Source organism: Paucidesulfovibrio gracilis DSM 16080 (assembly GCF_900167125.1).
Taxonomy (GTDB): domain Bacteria; phylum Desulfobacterota; class Desulfovibrionia; order Desulfovibrionales; family Desulfovibrionaceae; genus Paucidesulfovibrio; species Paucidesulfovibrio gracilis.
In genome coordinates, this window is record NZ_FUYC01000014.1 from 1 (window position 1) to 23,335 (window position 23,335).

At 59.0% G+C, this 23,335-nt stretch carries 23 protein-coding genes; 6 read left to right on the forward strand and 17 right to left on the reverse strand.

All coding sequences use genetic code 11. From position 1 onward, the window contains the following. A partial coding sequence (locus B5D49_RS14890; RefSeq protein WP_159447217.1) for a hypothetical protein occupies positions 1 to 354 on the forward strand: 354 nt, incomplete at its 5' end. A gap of 5 nt (positions 355 to 359) precedes the next feature. Here the strand turns inward: B5D49_RS14890 and aspS are convergent. Together aspS and hisS are read right to left on the reverse strand one after the other, a co-directional pair. Next, positions 360 to 2,192 carry an aspartate--tRNA ligase gene (gene aspS / locus B5D49_RS11565; protein WP_078717867.1) on the reverse strand — a complete coding sequence of 611 codons (1,833 nt, stop codon included), beginning with the start codon at positions 2,190 to 2,192 and terminating at the stop codon, positions 360 to 362. Between the two features lie 193 nt (positions 2,193 to 2,385). Next, positions 2,386 to 3,648, reverse strand: coding sequence for a histidine--tRNA ligase (hisS, locus tag B5D49_RS11570; protein ID WP_078717868.1), 1,263 nt, complete (start codon positions 3,646 to 3,648; stop codon positions 2,386 to 2,388). A 268-nt stretch (positions 3,649 to 3,916) separates the two neighbouring features. Here hisS and B5D49_RS11575 point away from each other — a divergent pair, with 268 nt between their 5' ends. Continuing rightward, positions 3,917 to 4,252 carry an IscA/HesB family protein gene (locus B5D49_RS11575; protein WP_078717869.1) on the forward strand — a complete coding sequence of 112 codons (336 nt, stop codon included), beginning with the start codon at positions 3,917 to 3,919 and terminating at the stop codon, positions 4,250 to 4,252. Between the two features lie 99 nt (positions 4,253 to 4,351). Here the strand turns inward: B5D49_RS11575 and B5D49_RS11580 are convergent, their stop codons facing one another. The 5 genes from B5D49_RS11580 to B5D49_RS11600 form a co-directional block, all read right to left on the reverse strand. Continuing rightward, positions 4,352 to 5,446 (reverse strand): hypothetical protein, encoded by a 1,095-nt coding sequence (locus tag B5D49_RS11580; RefSeq protein WP_078717870.1) that lies wholly within the window; start codon positions 5,444 to 5,446, stop codon positions 4,352 to 4,354. Between the two features lie 94 nt (positions 5,447 to 5,540). After that, on the reverse strand, positions 5,541 to 6,716 hold the full coding sequence (locus B5D49_RS11585; RefSeq protein ID WP_078717871.1) for an alginate O-acetyltransferase AlgX-related protein: 1,176 nt from the start codon (positions 6,714 to 6,716) through the stop codon (positions 5,541 to 5,543). A 3-nt stretch (positions 6,717 to 6,719) separates the two neighbouring features. Then, the gene (locus B5D49_RS11590; protein ID WP_078717872.1) at positions 6,720 to 8,129 is read right to left on the reverse strand and encodes an MBOAT family O-acyltransferase; all 1,410 of its coding nucleotides are present in this window, start codon (positions 8,127 to 8,129) and stop codon (positions 6,720 to 6,722) included. A 128-nt stretch (positions 8,130 to 8,257) separates the two neighbouring features. After that, positions 8,258 to 9,637: a surface carbohydrate biosynthesis protein gene (locus tag B5D49_RS11595; RefSeq protein WP_078717873.1), complete on the reverse strand. Its 1,380-nt coding sequence runs from the start codon at positions 9,635 to 9,637 to the stop codon at positions 8,258 to 8,260. 54 nt (positions 9,638 to 9,691) lie between these two features. After that, positions 9,692 to 10,618, reverse strand: a complete 927-nt coding sequence (locus tag B5D49_RS11600) for a ketoacyl-ACP synthase III (protein ID WP_078717874.1) — start codon at positions 10,616 to 10,618, stop codon at positions 9,692 to 9,694. Positions 10,619 to 10,999: 381 nt separating this feature from the next. Here B5D49_RS11600 and B5D49_RS11605 point away from each other — a divergent pair, with 381 nt between their 5' ends. Further along, entirely contained in the window at positions 11,000 to 11,236 is a 237-nt protein-coding gene (locus B5D49_RS11605; RefSeq protein WP_078717875.1) for a hypothetical protein, read from the forward strand. A gap of 319 nt (positions 11,237 to 11,555) precedes the next feature. Here the strand turns inward: B5D49_RS11605 and sppA are convergent, their stop codons facing one another. Then, the gene (sppA, locus tag B5D49_RS11610; protein ID WP_234990722.1) at positions 11,556 to 12,557 is read right to left on the reverse strand and encodes a signal peptide peptidase SppA; all 1,002 of its coding nucleotides are present in this window, start codon (positions 12,555 to 12,557) and stop codon (positions 11,556 to 11,558) included. Positions 12,558 to 12,703: 146 nt separating this feature from the next. On the opposite strand from sppA, the gene B5D49_RS11615 reads away from it, so the two are divergent. Next, positions 12,704 to 13,588 (forward strand): hypothetical protein, encoded by an 885-nt coding sequence (locus tag B5D49_RS11615; RefSeq protein ID WP_078717876.1) that lies wholly within the window; start codon positions 12,704 to 12,706, stop codon positions 13,586 to 13,588. A gap of 138 nt (positions 13,589 to 13,726) precedes the next feature. On the opposite strand, the gene B5D49_RS11620 is transcribed toward B5D49_RS11615, so the two are convergent. The 6 genes from B5D49_RS11620 to B5D49_RS11645 all read right to left on the reverse strand — a co-directional run bounded on the left by B5D49_RS11620 (position 13,727) and on the right by B5D49_RS11645 (position 19,258). After that, positions 13,727 to 14,413 (reverse strand): 16S rRNA (guanine(527)-N(7))-methyltransferase RsmG, encoded by a 687-nt coding sequence (locus B5D49_RS11620; RefSeq protein ID WP_078717877.1) that lies wholly within the window; start codon positions 14,411 to 14,413, stop codon positions 13,727 to 13,729. Positions 14,414 to 14,488: 75 nt separating this feature from the next. Continuing rightward, positions 14,489 to 15,817 (reverse strand): DNA repair protein RadA, encoded by a 1,329-nt coding sequence (radA, locus tag B5D49_RS11625; RefSeq protein WP_078717878.1) that lies wholly within the window; start codon positions 15,815 to 15,817, stop codon positions 14,489 to 14,491. A 148-nt stretch (positions 15,818 to 15,965) separates the two neighbouring features. Further along, on the reverse strand, positions 15,966 to 17,288 hold the full coding sequence (locus tag B5D49_RS15060) for a DUF3426 domain-containing protein (protein ID WP_234990724.1): 1,323 nt from the start codon (positions 17,286 to 17,288) through the stop codon (positions 15,966 to 15,968). Positions 17,289 to 17,438: 150 nt separating this feature from the next. Beyond that, positions 17,439 to 17,975: a hypoxanthine phosphoribosyltransferase gene (hpt, locus tag B5D49_RS11635; protein WP_078717880.1), complete on the reverse strand. Its 537-nt coding sequence runs from the start codon at positions 17,973 to 17,975 to the stop codon at positions 17,439 to 17,441. A gap of 265 nt (positions 17,976 to 18,240) precedes the next feature. Beyond that, on the reverse strand, positions 18,241 to 18,714 hold the full coding sequence (locus tag B5D49_RS11640) for an N-acetyltransferase (RefSeq protein ID WP_144019464.1): 474 nt from the start codon (positions 18,712 to 18,714) through the stop codon (positions 18,241 to 18,243). A gap of 1 nt (position 18,715) precedes the next feature. Continuing rightward, positions 18,716 to 19,258 carry a TlpA family protein disulfide reductase gene (locus B5D49_RS11645; protein ID WP_078717881.1) on the reverse strand — a complete coding sequence of 181 codons (543 nt, stop codon included), beginning with the start codon at positions 19,256 to 19,258 and terminating at the stop codon, positions 18,716 to 18,718. A 530-nt stretch (positions 19,259 to 19,788) separates the two neighbouring features. Between B5D49_RS11645 and B5D49_RS11650 the strand changes: the two genes are divergently transcribed. Both B5D49_RS11650 and B5D49_RS11655 read left to right on the forward strand, forming a co-directional pair. Then, positions 19,789 to 20,205: an HIT family protein gene (locus tag B5D49_RS11650; protein WP_078717882.1), complete on the forward strand. Its 417-nt coding sequence runs from the start codon at positions 19,789 to 19,791 to the stop codon at positions 20,203 to 20,205. 30 nt (positions 20,206 to 20,235) lie between these two features. Continuing rightward, positions 20,236 to 20,526 (forward strand): integration host factor subunit alpha, encoded by a 291-nt coding sequence (locus B5D49_RS11655; RefSeq protein ID WP_078717883.1) that lies wholly within the window; start codon positions 20,236 to 20,238, stop codon positions 20,524 to 20,526. On the opposite strand, the gene B5D49_RS11660 is transcribed toward B5D49_RS11655, so the two are convergent. The 3 genes from B5D49_RS11660 to ftsE all read right to left on the reverse strand — a co-directional run bounded on the left by B5D49_RS11660 (position 20,501) and on the right by ftsE (position 23,202). Further along, the gene (locus B5D49_RS11660) at positions 20,501 to 21,445 is read right to left on the reverse strand and encodes a septal ring lytic transglycosylase RlpA family protein (RefSeq protein WP_078717884.1); all 945 of its coding nucleotides are present in this window, start codon (positions 21,443 to 21,445) and stop codon (positions 20,501 to 20,503) included. The genes B5D49_RS11655 and B5D49_RS11660 overlap by 26 nt on opposite strands. 183 nt (positions 21,446 to 21,628) lie before the next feature. Further along, positions 21,629 to 22,507, reverse strand: coding sequence for a cell division protein FtsX (locus B5D49_RS11665; protein WP_078717885.1), 879 nt, complete (start codon positions 22,505 to 22,507; stop codon positions 21,629 to 21,631). Then, a complete protein-coding gene (ftsE, locus tag B5D49_RS11670; protein WP_078717886.1) occupies positions 22,504 to 23,202 on the reverse strand; it encodes a cell division ATP-binding protein FtsE in 699 nt (232 codons plus the stop codon). Before ftsE ends, B5D49_RS11665 begins: the two co-directional genes overlap by 4 nt. Positions 23,203 to 23,335: the final 133 nt, after the last annotated feature.

Here is a 23,335-nt window from a genome sequence, read left to right on the forward strand (position 1 = left end):
GGAGCAGCGCGGCGGCGTGTCGTTCTGTTGCCGCGATTTCCGGGATGGCTGCGCCCTCCCGAAACTCGCGGCAACGGTGCGCCCCAAAGCAAAAGAACGGCTTCGGCCGTTCTTTTGCTTTGGGAGGGGGGAGAAAATAAAAATCAGATAAACAACGAACATCTGCGACAGACCGCAGGTCTGGAGCTAGGAAAAGTCTTTGGAAAGGGGGTCCAGGGGGAAGAACCTTTCTTCAGAAAGGTTTTCCCCCTGGTCGCCGAAGGCCACTTCTTTTTCCCCTTGGTCGCCGAAGGCCACGTTTCTGATGATCACGTAAAAAAGCGGGGAAGGATGATTCCTTCCCCGCTGGAGTGAGCAGGCTATTGTTCTTCTTTCTTTTCCCGAAGTCGGATGCCCAGTTCCCGCAGTTGTTTTCGTGCCACTTGCGAGGGCGCTTCGGTCATCATGCAGGTACCCCGTTGTGTTTTGGGGAAGGCGATGACGTCGCGGATGGACTTGGCGCCGGTCATGATCATTACGAGCCGGTCCAGGCCAAAGGCGATGCCGCCGTGGGGCGGAGCGCCGAATTTCAGCGCGTCCATGAGGAAGCCGAATTTGGCGCGGGCTTCTTCTTCGTCAATGCCCAGGGCCGCGAACATTTTTTCCTGCATCTCCGGGGTATGGATGCGGATGGAGCCGCCGCCGATTTCGTGTCCGTTAAGCACGAGGTCGTAGGCGCGGGCCAGGGCTTCGCCGGGATTGTCGGTCAGGGTGTCCAGCTGTCCGGGTTGGGCCGAGGTAAAGGGGTGGTGCCGGGCGACCCAGCGTTTGTCTTCCTCGTCCCATTCCAGCAGCGGGAAGTCCGTGATCCAAAGCGGCGCAAAGGCGTTTTCGTCGATGAGTTCGAAGCGTTCGCCGACCTTGAGGCGCAGGTTGCCCAGTGCGGCGTTGACGATGTCGGCCTGGCCAGCCTGGAAAAAGAGGATGTCCCCGGCCTGCACGCCGGTGCGTTCGGCCAGGCGGCTTTTTTCCTCATCCGAGAAGAATTTGACAATGGGGGACTGCCATTCACCGTCCTCCTTGACCTTGATCCAGGCCAAGCCCTTGGAGCCATAGATTTCCACGAACTTGGTGAAGTCGTCGATTTCCTTACGGGTGAGACGGCCGCCGCCGGGTACGCGCATGACCTTGACCAGGGAGGCCTGGGCAAAGACCTTGAAGCCTGAGCCTTCGAAAACATCGCTCACGTTTTGGAGCTTGAGGTCAAAGCGCACATCGGGCTTATCCACGCCGTAGTCGCGCATGGCGTCGGCATAGGTCATGCGGGGGAAGGCTTCGGGCAGGTTTACGTCAAGGGTTTCGCGGAACAGGGTCCGGACCATGTTTTCAGCCATGTCCTGAACGATTTCCTCGTCCACGAAGCTCATTTCAATGTCGATCTGGGTGAACTCGGGCTGCCGGTCGGCGCGCAGGTCTTCATCGCGGAAGCATTTGACGATTTGGAAATAGCGTTCCATGCCCGAAACCATGAGCATCTGCTTGAAGAGCTGCGGGGACTGGGGCAGGGCAAAAAAATCGCCCTGGCTCAGGCGGCTGGGTACCAGAAAATCGCGCGCGCCTTCGGGCGTGGACTTGGTCAGCACCGGGGTTTCGATTTCCAGGAAACCCAGGTTGTCCAGGTAGCGGCGTACGCTTTGGGCGGCCTTGTTGCGCAGGATGAAGTTGCGGGCCAGCGCGGGACGGCGAAGATCCAGGTAGCGGTATTTGAGGCGCAGATTTTCACCGGCCTCCACGCGGTCTTCAATGGGAAACGGGGGCGTATCCGAGGTGTTCAGCAGTTTCCATTCGTCCACCACGATTTCGATTTCCCCGGTGACCAGATTGGAATTGGCCATGCCTTCGGGCCGGGGGCGCACTGTGCCGCGCACGGCCACCACGTATTCGGGCCGGATGGCGTGGGCGCGTTCGTGGGCCTCGGTATTGTGTTCGGGGCTGAAGACCACCTGGGTCAGGCCTTCGCGGTCGCGCAGGTCGATGAAGATCAGGCCGCCGTGGTCGCGCCGGAACTGGACCCAGCCCATGAGACAGACCTGTTCGCCCATGTTGGCGGCGGTGAGTTCGTTGTTGTGGTGCGAGCGCCGCCAGCCGCCCAGATCGTCGATCCAGCGGTATTTGTCGTAAACGCTGTCGTCCTGAAAAATTTGTTCACTCATGGTTTGGTCCTTATGATGCGGGCCGGTGCAGGGCGGCCGTTAACGGGCTGGTGAGAAACGGCGATCTGCCGTGGCATCTGGAACGCCTTTGGCCGTCGTGTCGGCCCGAAGCATTTCCAGCGTGGTGCATCTCGGCATTCATTCCCAGCCTGTGTTTTCAACTTATCCGGCAGACTGTCTCGGGCAGCGCCGGTTACCGTTTTTTGCCGCCCAGCAGCAGTTGTCGGCATTGCTCCGGGGTCACGGTGACCTGGGGGGAATCGCCCACCATGTCCTTGACCGTGACGGTATGATCGACGTTCTCTTCCTCGCCGAGGATCAGGCAATAGCGTGCGCCGATGCGGTTGGCGGCGCGCAAACGGCTTTTCATGCTGCCCGCGCTGTAGCTGACCTGGCCGCCCAATCCGGCCAGGCGGAGTTCCTGGGCCAGAAGCAGGGCGTTGTTGGCGGCTTTAGGCGCGGTTACGGCGATGTAGAAGTCCGGCTGGTCGGCGGATTGTTCCCCGAGCAGCAGGGCCAGACGCTCCATGCCGCAGGCAAAGCCCGTGGCCGGGACATCCGGGCCGCCCAGGTGCTTGACCAATCCGTCGTAGCGGCCGCCTCCGGCCACCGCGGTTTGTGCGCCGATGTCGCCGGAGGTGATTTCAAAGGTGGTGCGCTGGTAATAATCCAGCCCGCGCACCAGACGCGGGTTCAGCTCGTAGACCAGACCGGCCCGGTCGAGCACCTCGCGCACCTGGGCGAAGTGGTCGGCGCATTCAGCGCAGAGGTGGTCCGTGACGCTGGGCGCATCCTTGACCAGCTCCTTGCAGGCGGGCACCTTGCAGTCCAGCACGCGCAGGGGGTTGGTATCCTTGCGGCGGCGGCAGTCTTCGCACAGCTCGTCCACGGGCAGGGAATTGAAATACTCGGTCAGAGCGCGGCGGTATGTGGGACGGCATTCCGGGCAGCCCAGGGAGTTCAGCTCAATGGACAGTTTTTTCAGGCCCAGGTCGCGCAGAAAGGTATCGAGCATGAGGATCAGCTCGGCGTCGGACTGCGGTTCGGGCGCGCCGATGATTTCGGCGTTGATTTGATGAAACTGGCGCTGGCGGCCCTTTTGCGGACGCTCGTATCGGAACATGGGACCAAAGGAATAATACTTGGCCACACTGCCGGGCTGGTGTTTTCCGGCCTCCACGAACGCGCGGATCACTCCGGCCGTGGCCTCGGGCCGCATGGTCAGCGAGCGCCCCTTGCGGTCCGGAAAGGTGAACATTTCTTTGCCGACCACGTCCGTGTCTTCACCAATGGACTTTTGGAACAGTTCGGTTTTTTCCAGCACGGGCGTGCGCAGCTCACCGAAGCCAAAACGCTCAAACGCGTTGCGGGCCTTGGCCTCCATGAAGCTGAAAATGGCGGCCTCTTCTGGAAAGAGGTCGGCGAATCCCTTGATTTTCTGAATCTTTTTGCTCATACGATCGTGTCTTCCTGAACCCTGTTTCGGGGAGGGTCGTTCGGGGCATAGAGATGTTCACAGGAAACGAATTTCGTTAGTCCATCGGGGCCGGGTTGTCAAAGTCTGCATCTCTTGGGCCGGGGATGATCTGGGCCTTGGGGCGGGCTTTGTTGCCTTCTGGGGTCGGTTTTTCGGTTGCCCTCTATTGACAGGATAGATTACATGAATAGCTTTGAAGAAACCAACGGGGTGCGCAAGCCCACCCTCAAGCCGAGCTGGAGGCACCATGCTTCAATTGTCCGACGCGGCCCTGAATGGGCTGAAACAATACTTTGAATCCAACGAGAAGGCGCCGGTGCGCGTATTTGTGGCCCAGAGCTGCTCCGGGGCGTCCCTGGCCCTGGGACTGGACCAGGTGCGCGATGGCGACAAGAGCTTTGATTTTGACGGCGACATCACCGTTGTCGTGGACGAGGAACTGATTGAACAGGCCCAACCCGTGACCATCGACATGGGTCCCATGGGATTTGAAGTGAAGTCCAGCCTGGAGTTTCCCCAGGACGGCGGTTGCGGTTGCAGCTCCTGCGGCACAGGTTCCTGCTCGTCCGGCAGTTGCCACTAGCGCCACGGAACGAATACGGCGATCCGAAGCGGACCTTTCCAGACCAGGAAGGGTTCGCTTTTTTTGTTGCCGCTGGCGGGGCGTTGAGTAAGGGAAGCGCTAGGCTGGGCCGATGCCGAGCCGGTGCAGTATTTTTTTGCAGCTGCGGAGCAACCGACGTACCGGACGTTTGTTTTCCCTCTTTTGCAACGCGTCAAGTTGCTCCTGTTGGCGGGCACAAACGCAACCAAACGCCTGCACCACTTTTTCAAGCGGAATGCCGGGGTATGGTTGCCAATCCTCCTGGTCCGGCAAGGGGTCGAAAAACAGCTTGCCGTGCTCACGTCCCAGATACTCCCTTGCAATGATTTCATATTCTTTGCCGCACCCTTCGATCAAAGCGATCCGTCTTTGCGGAGAGAGCAGGGAATAGGGGGTAAACAGCTGGTTCTGGTCGGTAGGGTGGGATAACTCCCACAGGCAGCTTGTAAAAAGACGTTGCACGTTTCCCCGGGGAATTTTTGGATGGTTGAGCATCATGCGCAGTTCCAAGAAATCCCGGTCAAACCCCGGATTGATGGCCCGTTGTGGGAGCTGGAACTCGCCGGTCAGAGGAATTCCCAGGATCGTGAGGAAATCCGAGAAAATGTTGCCGTCCGTGAATTGCCCTTTTTCATACGGGCGGATGATGACCTTGTCTTTTTCGTATCCACGGACGAATTGGAGCAATGCTTGGGCCGCATTCTCGCCGAGCAGCTGCATGAAGCCGTTGAACATGGGATCATCGCTTTCCCAGGCGTCCAGTGAGCGCAGGCCGTGGAGCTTCACGCCTTGTTGCAGGTAGGATTGCAGGTAAAGATCCTGCCGCCGCAGGTAGGCGATGATGTGGATATCGAAATCAGAGAGCGCCTTATGAAGCCGTGCCATGCGTTCGTCGGACTGGGCAATGAAGAACTCCGAAGAAACGAGAACCGTGTCAAACTCGCTGGCCTGGATTTGCCGCAGCGCGTGCTTATATTCTTTGGAATCGGGTTTCGCGAGGCACAGGTCTCGCCCATTGCCGGACTGGGCGCTGAATTGTGTTTTTTTGGCGGGACCGCCCGGGTAATCAATGCCCTTGGAACGCAATACCTCTCTGTTTTGCTCCAAAAAAGTCTGGATGGCCGAGGATCCTGTCTTGGGTGTGCCGATATGAAGGTACAGCGTTTTACGCATTTGTCTGATCCTCTCAACAGCCTGTAGGATTGATTTTTTCAACGGCCAGTTACTGAAGCAGGTCGCGTTTCCCCGGTATGGGGAAAGGGACCGGTCAAAGATACGGCAAAAACCGTTCCGCGGTTTCAAAGATAACCAAATCCACGTTGTATCGGGTTACCAGATCCTCACAGATATCCCGGTTGGCCTTGCCGGTATACACCACCTTTGAAAATGTCTGGCTGAGCATTGGAATGAGCGCCCGGCTGAAGGAATCACGAAATACCAGCACCGTCAGGTGGTTGAGCGCTTCGGGATTGACCGTGATTCGGTTCAGGTGTTTGGGAAACCGCTCGTCAAGGCCGATGGACACTTCGTTGCCTGAAAAGTCGAAGGCGCGCAAGGTGCGGAACGGTTCGTTGAACCGCAGACGAATCAAGGCGTCGTTCACCGCATCAAGCCCGGCGAGCCTGGCCAGTCCAAAGCCTTCGGGCTGTGGAGTAACCACGCAGCGTTCCATGGTCAGGGCGCGAAGCGGTCCCAACGCATCCGAAAGCTGCTCCATCATGGCTCTGTAGACCAGATAGGCTCCCAAGTCCGACCAGTGGCTGTCCGTATTGGGGTAGAGCAAGGCGTTGAATCGTGATTTTTCCCTTTGCAGAATGCGGCGGCCGTCCACGGTCGGGAGTCCTGCCTCTGCTGCTCCTTCCATGAACAAGTCCGCCGAAGTTACTCCCTGAAAAGGGGACAGCCAGCCCGGCAGGTCTTCGGGATAGATTCCATGTTTGTCCGGTGCCAGAAGAAACAGGAACTCCACGTTCATGTCGTCGAGGGCATGGGCCATTGCGGTCATGCGTTGCACCAGGGCGTCCCGGAGGTCTTCGGACATGACATAGGCGTCACCGGTGTGCTGGGTCATGACCTGATCAAAACGGTCCCCGAGAAAAAAGCGGTCGTTTTTGCCGATGACGACCCTTGCGTTTGGGTCGGCGGGGGGCAGAATGCCGAGCAATCGGTTGAGGTCTTTGTCCGCGTCGAGAAAAACGCGGCGAAAGGCGTAATGGTCGTTGAACCAGGCCTCGAAATCGTGGGGCCACTGGCGCATCGCGTTGAGCACGGTTCCGGGAGCTGCCTTGGCCGGAAAACCTGGAAATTTGTTCGGTGGGCGCAGTTCCTTTCGTTCGAAGCGGGCCTCGTCCACGGTTGCCAGTCCGGAAAGCATAACCAGGGCGGGCAAAAGGAACAATGCCATGCACAGGGCGGCGTGGATCGGATACGATCGGGTCTTCATGCTCTAGAACCTGAAATATAAAAACGGGTTGTAGGTGGAGGCCGAAAGGCGGAACAGGCAGATCATGTACACGCCAAGCAGCATCCCCTGGTGCGCCGGGCGAAGCCAGCCTGCGGCGTTCGAGGCGGCAAGCGCGTTTTTGAGCCGGGGGTAGACGGGCCAGGAAAAAAAGAGACCCATCCCCAATGCCAGGAGGACGTCGTTGGTCAGCACCCGTTCGATCTGGTGCGGATTGGTGGCAATGCCGCCGAGCATGGCTCCGGCCCTCAGGAATTCCAACGCCTGGGGAAGTGTCTCGGCCCGGAAGATGACCCAGCCGCCCAATACCACCAGTAAGGCGTAGGCATGGCGCACCAGCCCCGGCAAACGGTGTAGCACCTTGCCCAGAAAGAGGCGCTCAAGCACGAGGAAGAGTCCGTGGTAGGCTCCCCACGCCACGAAGGTCCAGGCTGCCCCGTGCCAGAATCCGCAGAGCAGGAACACCGTGGCGAGGTTGGCGTAGGTGCGTAAGGGGGAGACGCGGTTGCCGCCCAGGGGAATGTACAGATAATCCCGAAACCAGGTGGAAAGGGATATATGCCACCTTCGCCAGAAATCCTGAATGGAATTAGCAATGTACGGATAATTGAAGTTTTCCGGAAAATGGAATCCAAGCATCCGCCCCAGGCCGATGGCCATGTCGGAGTAGCCTGAAAAATCATAATATATTTGGAGTGAATACGCCAGCGTTCCAAGCCAGGCCTCGCCGGGTCCGATCTGTCCGGAAGGAAGCGCGAAAAGCGTGTCCGCGCATTGGGCCAGGGGGTTGGCGATGAGCACTTTCTTCCCAAGCCCGAGAAAGAACCGATTGGCTCCCTGGGAAAAGTCCTTCACGCTTGTTTTCCGGTCGTGAAGATCCGTTTCAATGTCGCGGTAGCGGACGATGGGACCGGCCACGAGTTGCGGAAAGGACGCGATGTAGCAGGCCAGAGTGGTGAAGCTGCGGGCCGGGCGGATGTCTCCCCGGTAGACGTCGATGATGTAGCTGATGGCCTGGAAGGTAAAAAAGCTGATGCCCACGGGCAGGGCCACGTGTTCCCATCCGGTATTCCCGGCGTGCAGGACGTCCAGGACGAAGAAGTTTGCGTATTTATAATAGCCGAGGAAGCTGAGGTTTACACAGACGGCAAAGAAAAGGATCAGCCTTGCCCGCGCCGGATTCGTGGTCCGATTTTGATGGAGGAGCAGGCCGCAGAAATAGACGCTGAACGCGGAAAACAGCAGCAAAAGGACCGTGAAGCCCTCGCCCCAAAAATAGAACACGAGGCTGCTAAAAAGCAGCGCGGCGTTACGCGCCCGGGGCGGCAAAACAAAATTCAGCGCCAGCGCCGCCGGAAGAAAAAAGAGGAGAAAGACAATGGAACTGAATACCATGCGCGGCCCATATTATCTTATGCGAAAGGTTCCGAGGCGTTTTGCATGCGTGCCTTTGCAATCATTTGCTGTGCGGCGCTCTATCGTACCTGTTTTTCAACGTGTTACCGTCGCGTTCCACAAGCAGGTCAGTGCTCCTGCGGCGGTTTCCACGCGGGACCGGGAGTTAGCAAAAACGTATCGATATCGTATTCCACAACCGTGCACTCACCCGAGGAGGGGGGACAAACCTGAAAGCGCTCCAGCCGCTCCAAGACTTCCGACAGTGCCAGGCCGGGGAATTTTCCCCGAAGCGTGCGTTTTAGAAAATTTTTCTTTGCGTCATGACTCAGTCGGAGCTTGATGTTTCGGATGATGCGTTTGCCTTTTTTGGCGGTGCGGTAAACCCAGCTTTTGGGCTTCGGCAATGTGTACGCTGGGAGTTCTTCCATGGTGTAATCTTGTAGCACCGTGGAAACAATTGTGTCGGAGGCGCTTTGTCCGTCGATATTTGCCAACAACTTGCGTAACTTTGCCATTCGTTCTTCGCGTTCTTCAGGGAGCAAGTTTGAGCGGCCATTGTTGGCGATGGCGTTTCGTACAAGAGCTATAACCTCGTCTGCATCATCCGTTGCCTGGGAAATCTGAACAGCCATGCTGTCCATGTTGGTTTCCGGGCCTGTGTAGCTGATCACGGGTTTCCCCATGGTAAAGGCTTCGATTCCCGTTGTGCAGTCGTTGTGGATCACGGCCACGGCTCGCTTGATCCAGGAATAGGAATTGCCCTGCTTGGATACAAGAATATTTTTTGCAGTAAAGTAGGACGCATAATGCTTTTCGTCTTCAACCGGATGCGGCCGGATGACGATTGTGTGGTCCGGGAACGCGGCCGTTAGTTTTTTTATAAGAGGTATCATGCGTTGCAACGTGTGGTTGTCTTTAACCGTTGCTCGCTCCAAACGTTCCAGTCCCATCTTTAGCGAAATATGAAGTTCTCTGAGCGCTTCAGCTCCGGCGACATAGTGAGCGGAAGCCCAATTGGAGTTAATGAGAATAAATTTTTCCGGAAAGCAAAGTTGTTCTTCCGCTTTTGTTTGGCGGAATGTTTCAACTTCTTGCAAGTCAAACTTGGGATGCCCTGAGGCGACGATTTTGTCTGGGTCGCCGCCATTGGCGACCATAAAATCTCGATACGCTTCGCCCCAGCAAAAAATTTTGCGCAATTTGTCTTGAACCTTGACCGGTGCCAAACGGCAATTCCCTGATGTGGAAAACTTGGCGCCTCCTTCTTCATCAAGGCTATAGATGTTCATCGCCGGGCGGGCGTATTCACTCAGGTTTGCCATTTCTTTGGCAATATAACATATTGGAATGTCCGCGGCATCCTTTCTGAAAAATCTCCAAATGCGGGCACGGTGGCCTATCAAAACCGGAAATCCGGCTTTAATGAAGTTGGCCGACAAGAACAACAATGGGCTGATTTCCCGTCCTTTGACTTCTATGGCAATACAGACCAGTGGAGTTCTCATTGTATTCTCTTTTTGTAATACCGTACAATAACAAGGTTGCACGGCAGCAGCTCATTATGCGGAGCAACGCTTCAACACCGTTGTTCCCCAGGAAAGCCCGACCCCGAATCCCGAGATGAGGATAGTACGTTGTTTTTCTTGCAGCCGCGGCTGCAGCGTCATGGGAATGGTGGAAGAAACCGTATTCCCGATGCGGGCCAAGGCAAAGGGAACCTTTTCCGCGGGAACCCCCAGTCGTTTGGCCATGTTTTCCACGATGTACCTGGAAGCCTGATGCAGCACGAAAAGGTCAACGTCTGCGGGCGTAAGCTGGTTTTGTTCCAGGCATTTTTTTATTTGTCGGGGAACGGTTCCCAAGCTGAAATTAAAAATACTCCGGCCGTCCATTTGCAGTCGGCCTGTTTTTTCGACGGAAAGGAGCTGGTGTTTGGTTCCGTCGTTTTCAAAAAGGCAATGACCGAGCTGATACAACGGGTCCGTCCCGATCAAGGTACAGGTTGCTCCGTCGCCGAACAAAAGTTCCGTCACCACGTCTTCGCTATCCAGTACCTTGGAGTAAGGATCCGCTGTAAACAACAGCCCGCAACGCATGCCGTTGGCCTGCATGAAAGCGTTGAGAATGGAAAGTCCGTGGACATAGCCGGAGCACCCCAGGGAAACGTCAAAGGCGGCGGCTCCGTGAAGTCCAAGCTTGCCCTGTACGATGGAAGAGGTATGCGGCAATCCGTGTCCGTCCGGGGTTTGTGTCACCACGACGATGCATTCCACGGATTCGGGATCTATGGGCGTGCGCTCGCAAAGGTTTTCAAAGGCGGCGACACACAAATCCGATGTTTCGGTTTCCGGCTGTTTCCGCCGCAACTCGGTAAACCCGATTTTGTCCCGAATGAAATCCTCGGGACGGTCAAAGGTCTGGGCGCGACGAAGATTGTCGATAACAACGTCACCATAGGAGACCCCTATGTCAACAATTCCGATCATTCCAGCGACTCCTGGCTAAACTTTGCGAACAATTGATTCGAGCGTGCTGGTAGGCTGCAAAAAAAGCACAAAAAAGTTCTATTCCGCCTTGTCGTTGCCGTAGACCGCCGAGCATGGGGACACAACACCCCGGTCCCGACATCCGAAGAGTCCCTCCAATATATTGTTCCAGTCTTCTTTTCAACTCGCATGGGGGCGGCTTGTGCCGGAGCGGGGCGGGTACGGTTCGGTCGGCCGGGGACGCCGCAAAATCTACGGCGGGCCAACAGGGATCGTCTTGCAGGCACGGGGTGTCTGAGGCGGCGTGTTCAAGTGAAAGGCACGGTATCTGCATGGTTGGTTCCCAAACGGCAAAAAACCGTCAATATCAGGAGCCGAACCATGAAGAACCGATGCTGCAAGTGCGGATTGTCCATTGATTCCTGGGACTTTTACGTACAATCCCGTGAAGGGAACATTTGCAGTTCCTGTTTGGTGGCCCAGGACGCGCTTGACGAGGACATTCGTGCCTTGTTCAAGACCGCGCCCTCCCGGAAGACCGCCCTGGCCGCCCTGCGGGAAATGCCCCAGGCCGAGCTGGAGACGGAACCTTTGATTTTGGCCCGGTCCAGCGGCTGATTCCGCGCCCGGGCCGAGGCAGGGCAAAAAAACGCCTTGCCGGAGGAACGCCATGTCCGCCATGCGTTGTGAGATTTGCGGTGCACGATTGGATGATCGGGAATTTTACCTCGGCGTCAGGGGCCGTTGTGTCTGTCCCGCCTGTGTTCCCCTGTTCCGGAGCGTTGTTCCCCAGGGCAGGCCGGGCAGCACTCCCAGGGGTCAGTGGTTTGACACGGTCCCCAACGGCCCGACATCACGCCGGACCGTGCTGGTCGGCAACGCGCCGCATTTGCGCCCCATGTTCCGCTGATCCAGCGGCGGGACGGTTTGCGCCGCGCTACTCATTCCCGGGCAGCCAAAGATAATAGACACCGCATTCCCTGGGCAGGCCCGAGCCGAGTGCTGTTCCGAGCAATCCGGCATCCAGCAGGGCGGGGCGCACCAGGCGGGCGGACGCGTTATACGCCGTATCATTGGCGTATCGCTGGTCCCGGTAGGCCACGAGTTTCGCATCCTCGGGCAATTCCGCCAACTCCCTTGCCAGGGCGAAAGCCGATTCCAGATACCCCACTCGGTCCACTAGTCCCAGATCCAGGGCTTGCGTACCCGTGAACACCCGCGCCGTGGCAACGGTGTCCATCTGCTCCGGCGTGAGGTCTCGCGCCTGGCGAACCAACGTCTGAAACCGCGTTCCCATTTCATTGATCAGGGTTTGGGCGATATCCTGTTCCTCTTTCGTGGACTCCCGAAAGGGCGACCCCATGTCCTTGTTGCGACCCGATTTGGCCACTTCCACACGCACACCCGCCATTTCCATCAATCCGGTGACCCGGGGCTGGAAAAACACCGCGCCCACGGATCCCGTCACGCTGGTGGGATGCGCCACAATGCGGTCGGCCGGCAGAGCCACATAGTATCCGCCGGACGCGGCCACATCCATGAGCAGCGCCACCACGGGCTTTCCCGACTCCCGGCGGAAGCGTTCAATCTCATGGTGCAGCACGTCGCTGGCCGTGACCCCGCCGCCCGGGGAGTTGATTTTCAGTATGACGGCGCGTACCTCGGCATCTTTTTCCGCCAACCGCAAACGGCTGACCACCTCCTGCAGCAAACTGGGACGGCGGCCCAGCAGTCCCTGGTCCGGGGCATCGCTGATCAGACCGCGCACGTTCACCAGCAGCACTTTTTCCGAACCCTCTCCCTGCAGCACCTGTTCCTCCAGCGGATCCGTGCCGTCGGGAAACAGCCGCACCTTGGGTGCGCATCCCGCCAGCACAAGGAGCAGGATCGTAATCAGGGCCAAGCGCATTGCTTTTGTTCCAACCAGCTTCTCAACCATTGTACGTCTCCCGCATTCGTAACAGGCGTTTTCTTGACAGGCCGGACCGCATCGGGAAAGATTACGCGGTTTGTAGCCTGTCGGAGCCGGGACGCGGCCATGCCGCTGGTCCCTTATCATCCAACCCGGGCCGTTCACTGAAAGCCATGCTGACATTCGATCTTCATTACCATGCCAATGTGCATCAAATGCCGGGAGTGCAGCGCCGCTGCCGGTTGCGAAGCATTGCGCATACGGTTTCCCGCCATGGGCTGCACTATCTGGCTTCCACGGAACATTGCTACAAAAAGCCTCTGGAGGCGTACCAATGGCTGGCGCATGCCCTTGCGGACACGTCCACCGCGGTGCTGCCCGGCATGGAGAGCGTCACTTCCGAAGGCATCGACATCATATATCTCTATCGCACCGAGGACCAGCTTCGTCGGGCCGTGGTGGAGATTCCCAGTTTTCGGCGCTCCGTGCGCGACGTGAAGCGTCTTGCCGAGGCCACGGACGCGCTGACCATCATCCCGCATCCGTTTCATATCTGCCGCTCGGCAGCGGGCAATGTGCTGTGCCGCCGTTCCTACGCCAATTTGTTGCGGGCCTGCGACTATGTGGAAATCCACAACGGCTCCGCGCTCACCTTTGACAAGCGACTCGCCACCAGCCGCACCAAACCGTTGCTCAAAAAAACGCTTTCCAAGCTCCAGCGCACGATCGACCTGCCCATGAAGGATCGTGGCCGGGGCATGGGCTGGGCCGTGGGGTCGGACGCCCATTTTCCGGGAGAACAGTACATTGTGGGCAGCACGGACGCGGTCATGTCGCCCCGCGAAGATATCTTTGATTTCCTCCGTCGCCGCATCCGGTTTTCCACGTATGTGTTGCGCCAGCCTGCGACGGATAATTCCGTAAATAATTATCGCTTGTTGCGGAGCCTGCAAAGCATCGTCAAGGAAGGGGCGCGCAAGGAATACATCAAGGCCCGGGCCAAAGCCGTTGTCATGGCGTCGGCCGTGCTGCGCATCGGCCTGTACCCTCCGGGCTGATGTTCCGTCCCCGAGCGAGAACCCGCACCGGATTAAACAGTCTGCCTATTGATTTTTCAACGGCCAGCACGATTTTTTTCCGTACCGCGTGCTCCCGACCACGGCGCACGATCCGGGCCGGGGGAAGATGGATTCCTCTTACGCTTCGGCCTGGAGCGCCCAGAACCAGCGCGTGCTTTCCTCCCGGCCAGGACGGATGGTGTAGGAGCGGGATTCCACGGGCCGCCATGCCTCGGGCAAAACAGCGGGAAGCGGTTCGTTGGCCAGCACCACCACTTGTCCGCCCGGAGTGAGCATGGGCCGCACAAAGGGCAGCAGCTCCTGCCAGGGCATGAAGGCCCGGCTGAGGATCAGGTCCGCGCCCTGGTCGGCGATTTCCTCGTCCGGCAGCTGCTGGAGCGCTTCCTCGGCGCGAACCTGCAGCACGGCAGTACGCGCGAGGTCCAAGCGTCCCACGGCCAAGCGCAAAAACACACATCGTTTTTCCCGCACCTCCACCAGATAGTACCGGCCACGCGTCCAGAGGCAGCGCAGGGGAATGCCGGGCAGGCCCGCGCCCGCGCCCAGGTCCAGACACAAGGGATCATCAGCCAGGGGCAGGGATTCCAGGAATCCGGCCAGGGGCAGGCTGTCCGCCACCAGGGTATGCAGAATCTCGTCGGCTCGGCGCGGTCCCACAAGGTTGGTTTTGCGGTTCCATTGCGTGAGCAGGTCGAGATAGCCGGCGATGCGGATGGCGGTTTCCGGCTCCGGTGAAACGCCCAGGGAACGGCACAAGGCCGCGACCTGGGCTGCCAGTTGCTCTGTGGATTCCTTGGACGACATCCGGTTCCTCCCGTTCGAACATTGCGGCCTGGGTCATGCATCGGTTCGCGCCCCCGGTGGGCCGTTGTGCTGCGTTTATTCGTTTTTCCCGAACAGGCGGCGTTGCAGATCCGCCAGGGTGCGGCAGGACTCCGCCTCAAACACGGGGTCATGTCCGAGCCGTCCGGCCTGTTTGAGTCGGGTGTCCCGCCCGGATACCGGGCGAACCTGTCCGTTGAGATCCACCTCCCCCCAAAAAATAGCGCCTTCGGGCAGGGGGCGGTCGTAAAACGAGGACAGGATCGCGGCCACCACGCCCAGGTCCAGTCCGGGGTCGCGCATGGCCAGCCCGCCGGAAATCTTGGCATAGATATCATGGCTGGAGAGATTCAGACGCAGGCGCTTTTCCAGCACGGCCAGGAGCAGGTGCAGCCGGTTGGTGTCAAACCCCAGGGCGGTGCGGCGGGGGATGGAAAGAAAGGTCTTGGAGGCCAATGCCTGCACTTCCACGGCAAAGGGACGCTGCCCTTCCACGGCCATGACCAGGGCCGAGCCGGAAAGCGCGGCATCCCGCCGCCCCAGAAACATGGTGGAAGGATCATCCACGATTTCCAGCCCCTGTTCCTTCATGACGAAGACGACCAGTTCGTCACTGGGACCATAGCGGTTTTTGAGCACGCGCAGAATGCGGGAAAAATGGCTGCGGTCCCCTTCCAGATAGAGCACCGTGTCCACCATGTGCTCCAGGAGTTTGGGGCCGGCAATCTGGCCCTCCTTGGTCACGTGGCCCACCAGGATCAAGGTGGTGCGGCTCTTTTTGGCGGCTTCCACCAGTTCCGCGGACACGGCCCGGACCTGGCTCACGCTCCCGGGAATGCCTTCGGCGGAAACCGAGGCCAGCGTCTGCACCGAATCCACGATGAGCAGTTCCGGAGGTTCCGGTCCTTCCAGCACGGCCAGGCCGTCTGCCGCGCTGGTGGAGGCCATGGCCAGCAGGCCCGGTCCCAGCAGCCCCAGGCGTTCGGCCCGGTTGCGCAGTTGGGGCAGGCTTTCCTCGCCCGAGAGGTACACAGCGCGTGCGCCCAGGGCCGCCTGCCGACCCGCAAGCTGCAACAGGAGCGTGGACTTGCCGATGCCTGGTTCCCCGCCCAGCAGAATAGCCCCGCCGGGAGTCAGCCCCTTGCCCAAGACCTGGTCCAGGGCCGGGAAGCCCGACGGCCGCCCCTGGCCGCCCTCCTGGGAAAGCTCCTCCAGGGGGCGCGGAGCCTGGGAGCCTTCCGGACTGCGTGTGCCGGACCGGTTTTTCCCCTTGACCACGGACAGCGGTTCCAGGGTGTTCCAGGCGCGACAGGACGGACACTGCCCCTGCCATTGCGGGGATTGGGCGCCGCATTCGGCGCAGCGAAACACTTCCTTGGTCTTCATGCGTCACCTCGGATGGCCAACGTGGGCGCGGGGTCGGGACGTTCCTCGAAAAAAAACCGGGAGGCCTTACGGCGTACCCCCGGTCTTGATTGCACATTGCGCGGCGGCAGCGGACCGGTGTTTGCCGGTCGGCCCCGCAGGGTGCCGTTCATCGTTTGGGATTGCGGGCGTCCACGATCTCGATCTGGTATTCCTTCACATCCCGGGGTGGATCAAAGAAGACCACCATAAAGGGTGTGGTCTGCTCCGGCTTGATGAACGAGTTGTTGGCATAGATTCCGGCCGAGGAATTCAGGCTTTCCACGATTTCATCGCGGGTCTGCACCTGGAGCTGGAGCAGGGACAGCGTGTTGCCGCACATCTGTTCCTGGGAGGCCAGCACATTGCCTTGCTCGTCGAACAAGGTCACCAACACCTTGATGCGTTCCTTTGGCTCGGTGAATTTGTTCTGGGCTTTTCCTTCCACCACGAACAGGGGACCGGCGTTTTCGTTGCTGATCACGTATTGGCGGAAGTCCACGGGCTGGATGTTTTTGATTCGTTCGGCGGGCAGTTCGCCGGGCTTGGGCTGTTCGGGTTCATCCGGACCAAGCACAAAGGGCACCTTGAAGGGCAGTTCAAAGCCCAGTTGGATGCCTGTGGACTGCATGGAACCCGGCAGGGACCAGAGTCCAAAATTATAGGTCACAATGGCGCCGCCCGCCCCAAGCAGGAGCAGGAGCAGGAGGTAGAGCAGGGCTTTGCCCAGGCCGCCGCGCCGGGGTTCGGGTTCCAGGTCGAGATCCTCGCCGGAGAGGGATTGGAACAAGTCTTCTCCGTCTTCATTCTCTTCCTGGTCCGCGTCCAGTTCGTCCTGGCCCTCGTCCAGATCGTGTTCCGCAAGGTCAAAGCCGTCATCGTCCGAGTCCTGGGCGGGTTTTTCGTCCAGGGAGTCCAGATCAAAGCCGCCGCCCAGTGGATCGTCGTCTTGGTTTTCTTCTTCGCCAAAGCCGCCGAACAGGTCGTCATCCTTGGCATCCAGGTCGTCGCCAAGTTCCTGATCCAGGCTCGAATCCAGGTCGCCGAGCAGGTCGTCGCTCAGGTCCGGTTCCGGTGCGGAGAGGTCGTTGTCGAGTTCATCCTCGGCATCGAACGCGGGAGCCGTGTCCGTTGTCTCGTCGGCCACGGCCTCTTCAAAGGCTTTGTCGAAATCGGGTGCGGCATCGGCAGCCGTGTCCGGCCGGGTCGGGGGTTGTTCTGGTTCCGGAGCCGTATCCGCTGGGGGGTTGGGCGCGGGAGGCACCGGCGCGGAGGCCGGGCTTTCGGCCGATTTGCCAGGCGTGGCCGCCGCAGGGGCGGGAGCCTCGGGTGTCGGAGCCGGTACGCGAAAAACGTGTTCGCATTTGGCGCACTTGACCTTCAACCCTTTGGCGGGAATCTTGTCATCCGGAAGGTTGTATTTCGTCTCACAGCTCGGGCAAGCAACGATCATGGCACTCTCTCTTGGGAAGCGGTTCCGTTGGTCCCGGACCGAGCTGAAGGCGGGTGGCCACGGGGGGAGCGCGGTGTACCTGCGCTGTGCCATGGCATGTTCGCCGTTGCCGGTTCCAGGAAGTGATGGTCGGCCTCCGGAAAGGTTTGACTAGTCGCCCTGGTGGCGTACCAGCTCGTAGATGGCGTCAAGTTCCCGGTATCGCTCGGCATAATCCATGCCGTATCCCACCAGGAATCCCGCACCGGTCAGGTTGAACCCGGCGAAGTCGACATTGATGTCGAGTTCCCGCCTTTCTCGTTTATCAACAAGTGCGCAAACTTTCAAACTCTGAGGCCTTCTTTTCGCAAAGACATGCTTGAGAAATTCTACGGAATTGCCGGTGTCCACGATGTCTTCCACGATGACCACGTGCTTTCCTTCGATGGGGACTTCCAAGTCTTTGGAAAAGCGCATTTCCTTACCTCGGCTCGTGCCGGATCCGTAGCTGGCCAGGCGCACGAAGTCATGCTCGCACTCGATGGTCATGGCCCGGGCCAGGTCCGCAAAGAATAAAAATGCGCCTTTGAGCACGCAGACCAGGACAACGGGTTCGTTGCCGTAGGCTTCGCCCATTTCGCGTCCCAGTTCCCGTACCCGCTGGTGGATGGTATCGGCGTCCACCAGCACGCTCAACGTATGACTCATGGTTCGTATCCTTGTCAGGCCGTTTCCAAACGGTACTTCGTCGTTGCTGCCAAAAAAAGCAAACTTCCGCGTACAGGGAATACGCTTCAGCCTGGACTGTTGCCTGCGTCCGACGCTGTCCTTTTTTTTGAACGGTCTGCGGTTTTGCTCTTTTTATGGACAGCTTTTCTGCTGCCGGGAAAATGGCCCGCCGCGTTGCCGCACAAGCAATCCATCTGCTGCGTTCCTTGTGACGGAGGCAGCCGATTGAAAAAGTATATCATGCCTAGAGCCGGAGCATCATGGCGATTTCATCGCAATCCGGGAATTTCGGACAGTTCAGGCAGTCGGACCAGACCTTTTGGGGCAACACGTCCTTGGGTACTTCGCGGAATCCGAGATGCGCGAAAAACTCCGGCGTATTGGTGAGCACAAAGACCTTGTACAGTTCCAGGGTCACGGCCTCGCTCAAACAGGCATCCACAAGCCGTCGTCCCAGGCCGCGGCCGCGGAACGTGTTCCGTACCACCAGGGAGCGGACCTCGGCCAGCTCTTCCCAGCAGATGGACAGGGCGCAGCATCCGGCCAGTTCTCCGGAGTTCTTTTCCACCACAACAAAAAAATCCCGCAGCAGGGTGTAGAGCTTGTTAAAGGAGCGGGGCAGCACCAGCCCTTCTTCCTCGGGATTGTCCAACAGCATGGCGTGCATGGCCTTTACATCCGAGATGCGGGCCTTGCGCACGACGAAATCGTGGTCCAATTTATTCTCCTGACGCACGCTGGATCAACGCTTCCAGCATGCCTTTGGGATAAAATCCGGAGTCGTCAAAGACTTTTTCCCCCGAAGCATCGTAGAGCACCAGCTTGGGGATGTAGGTGGCCTGAAACGCGTCGGCCACGGACGGCTCCACCAGCAGCACGGTGGCAGCTGGTTCATATTCCTTGAAAAATCCGCGCACAACGGCCCGGTTGCCGTCCAGATTGAGCAGCAAGACCTCCAGGTCGTCCGGGGCATACTGGTCGGCCAGTTCTTCAAGCACGGGCAGTTCCTGCACGCAGGCAGGGCAGTTCACGGACCAGAGGCAAACCAGCACAGGCCGCCCTTTGGCCGCGGCAATGCGTTCCCGCACCTGGTCCGTGTCCAGGGTGCTCAGCGCATCGGTCCAGTGGGCCTCGGCGGCTTGGGTTTGGGCGTCGGGCGTGGCGCTAGCCGAGGAAGCGGGTTCGGAGGAACAGCCCGAAGCCAGGGCCAGGGCAAGAATCGCGGCGGCCAGCAAAGAGCGGAAAACAGGCGTCGTGTTCATGGTAACCTCATACTATAATGTAGCCGGGTTGTATCAGAATCCCCGGACATGGAAAAGCGCAGACTACGAAGCCGCGCCGCCGGAGGCAAGCCCGATTCGTCCTGTGTCGCAAACGGTGTTTTTCCGTCATCGGCGATGCGGGCATACACCGGAACCGCATTCGCCTCAAGCGTCGCGGGGACCGGTGGATTGATTGGCGGGGAAGGGCAGTCGGAAAAGTGTTATAAATCAGTTTGTTGCATTTGGTTGTCCACGTTTCCAACTAACGTGCCGTCATTTGGTGTTTTTTTTCGGAATATTTTTCCAACCCCCTTGTCAACACCCTAAGATTACTTTAATTGTCTTGCAGTACGCTTAGTTTGAGTTGAAAATAACGCCTATTCCATCACTTTCCTTGGGAATACCGCTTGATCTAAACCGGTTCGTAGGCTATCTTCCTCATAACTGGCGTCTTTTTCCCCGGCATTGTGTCGGGAGGGGCTGGCGGGACAACATCCCGCCATGGGAAACATCAGACATTCGGAAGTGACATGAGTGCGGACTGTATTTTTTGCAAGATCGTTGCGGGAGAGATCCCCAGCGCCACAATCCACGAAAGTGAACACACCATCGCGTTCCTGGACATCGCCCCTGTAATCCCCGGTCATGCCCTGGTTATCCCCCGGAAGCATTATGCGAACCTCTTTGAGCTGCCGGACGACCTGGGCAATGCCCTGCTCTCAGACGTCAAGCGCGTGGGCGAGGCCATTGTGTCCGCCACGGGCGCGCAGGGTCTGAACCTGGGGATGAACAACCACGAGGCCGCGGGCCAGCTGGTCATGCATGCGCATTTCCACCTGATCCCAAGGTTCGATGGTGACGGACTGAAATTGTGGGGGCAGCAGGCCTACGAGAGCCAGGAAGCAATGATGGCTCTTGCGGAAAAAATCAGAAACTCGCTCAGCTGAGCGGCACCATGTCTTGATCAGGAGGCAACAATGGGACAGACGCTGACCAAAGCCGGGATCGTCGATTACATCTACGAGCGCACCGACAAGAATCGCGCTGAAATCAAGGATCTGGTGGAATCCATCCTTGAGATCATGAAACAGTCCATCAAAAAGGACCATGCCCTTTTGGTGAGTGGATTCGGCAAGTTCGAAGCCTACGACAAAAAGGCGCGCAAGGGGCGCAACCCCCAGACCAGCGAAACCATTACCCTGCCTCCGCGCAAGGTCGTGGTCTTCCGCCTTTCCCGCAAGTTCAGGGCTGAATTGAATCCGAGCTAAGCACAAAGCTGGCCGGATAATTTGTCTTCAGCTGATCCAGCACGGTTTCCGCTTCGGGCCGGTCCGTAAAGGTACCGGCCTGAACGCGGTATAGTCCATCCTGGGCCATTTCCGCGATGCGCGACTGCTCGTAGCCCTTGGCGTATAACTCCGCCAGGGCGCGTTTGGCGTTTTCACGGTCCTCGAACGCCCCCACCTGCACATACCAGCACGGGGTCGTGGTGGTGGCCTTTGCCGTCGAGTCCATGCTCCGCGTGGTCTGGTCCGCGGTCTGCGTGGCCGGTTCGGACGTTTGGGCGGGCTGCGGTGCGGCCGTGCCTGGGGCTGCGAGGGCGCCGTCCCCTGCTGTGGCCATGCCGTCCAAGACGCGCAGTCGAACTTTGATCACGCCCGGGCCGATCATGCCGAGTTGCTCTGCGGCCCGGCGGGAAACATCAATGATCCGTTCCTGCTTGAACGGGCCGCGGTCATTGATGCGCACCACGATGGACCGACCGTTTTCCAGGTTGGTCACTTCCACCCGGGTATTCATGGGCAGGGTGCGGTGCGCTCCGGTGAGTGCTTCTTTGTCGTAGAGTTCGCCGCTGGCCGTGCGCAGGCCGTGGAAGTCGTCGGCAATCCAGGAAGCCAGCCCCTCGAGCCGTTCCGGTTGATCGGCTGCTGTGGCGGCGTTGGGCGTGGGTTGCAACGTTGTGGACGTGGGCTGGGCTTTGGCTGCGGGTTGTGGTGATGCCGGTGCAGCAGTGGCGGCCGTGGTACCGGCTGCTTGCGTTGCGGCCTGGCGTGGAGCCGGAGCACTAGAGTAGTGCGGCGGCTCGGAATAAATACGTTTTTTCTGAACACAGCCTACGCCGGTCAACAGGAAAACGCCACAGATCACCAGTGCCAAGGCACCCGCGCAATGGACGGTACGTCGCATAAGTCCCACCCTTGTTCGTCCGTCAGTCTAGAATTTTTCTAACATAGAGGAAAGTAAAGATAATCGCAAGAAGAATATCGGCCGTCCAACCTCTGGACGCAGCGGAAAAAAAGTGTCGGGATTCCAGGCGGCCAGGCGGTTCGTCCATGCCCGGCGGATGTGCAGCCGGAGCCGGGCTGTTGTTTAGTGCCGAACCGCGACCCAGGAACCCGCCACGCAAACCAGTGTGACCACCCCGGCGAGCAGCAGGCAATGCTGTGTGGGGAAAAAGGAAATCACCAGGAACACGGGCGGAAAATCCAGGACATGTTCCAGGCGCAGATGCAGCAACCGCAGCAGCCCCAGGGCCAGACCGCTGGAAACCAAACCGGTGAACGCGCCGGACGCCAGCAGCGGAGCGCGGATATACCAGGGTCTGGCTCCCACCAGGGAGAGGATTTCAATCTCATCCTTGCGGGTGAGCATGGAGAGCTTCACGGTGTTGCCCACCACCAGCGCCACCACCAGGGCCAAAAAGCCCACCACGGGCCAGATCACGGAGTGCGACACGGCCAGCCAGCTTTTGGCGAGATCCAATTGCATGGGGTTGTAATGTACGGCCTGCACCTCGGGCAGCACGCGCAGTTCCGCGAGCAGCCCTTTGGCCCAGACTTCGCTGTGATCGCCGGGTGGAATGTTGAAGGCCAGAAACGCGGATGGGGGCAGGGGGTTTTCCTCCTCCAGCCAGTCCAGGGCGCTTTGACCGGAAAGATCCCTGGAGAGTTCGCGCAAGGCCCGTTCCGGCGTAAAGGTTTCCAGCTCCTTAAGATGGTCCATGGAGGCCATCCGTTCCCACTGCCCGCGCACCACGTCCATGTCCGCATTGTGCCGCCAGAAAATTTGAAATTCCACGGCGCCGCGATTGCGGATCAACTCCTGGTTCACGTTGTGCAGCAACAACAAAAAGATCCCGGCCAAAACCGCGGCCATGGTCACGGCACTGAGCGTGAACAGTTGCGCCCAAGGGTGCAGAAAGGATTCCCGCACGCCGCGTCCGATCAGTCGAAGCAGGCGCAGTATCACAGCAGTCCCCCTGGTTCGGCCGGCGCCTGGTTCGGCAGGGTGGTTTCGGTCACCTGTCCGTTTTCCAGGTGCAGCACATGGGCGTCCGGCACCATGTCCAGGATGTGCCGGTTGTGGGTGGCCATGATCACAGTGGTGCCGTAGGAATTGAATTGTTTAAAGATGTTGATCAGATCCGTGCTCAGGTCCGCGTCCAGGTTGCCGGTGGGTTCGTCCGCCAGGATCAGCTTGGGGTTCACCACCATGGAACGGGCAATGGCCACGCGTTGCTGTTCGCCGCCGGAAAGATGACCGCAGCGGGTGTAGCTTTTGTTTTCCAGGCCCAGGGCGCGCACTATGGCCCGCACGCGCCGTTCCAGATGCTGACGCGATACCCCGCGTACTTCCAGGGCAAGGGCCACGTTGTCAAACACCGAGCGCTGGGCCAGGATCTTGAAATCCTGAAAAATGACACTGACCCGCCGCCGCAGCTCGGGTACATGCCCCCGGCGCAGCTTGCGTAAATCGAATCCAGCCACAGAGGCGTGTCCACGCTTGAGGGGCAGCCCCGCATACATGAGCCGCAGCAGAGTGGTCTTGCCTGCGCCGGAATGGCCGGTAAGAAATAAAAAGCCGCCCTTGTCCAAAGCAAAGGAAACATCCTTGAGCGCCCAACTGGAGCCGAACACATGGGAGACCCGTTTGAATTCCACCATGCGAACCTGTGTACCTCCCTGGCAGGGCTTTGTAAATCCGCCACGGCGTTTGGTTCGGCCGGTCGGAGACAACAATCGCTTTGGGATGTTTTACGAATGGGGGGCGGGCCGAAAAATGTTCACTCCACTTGTC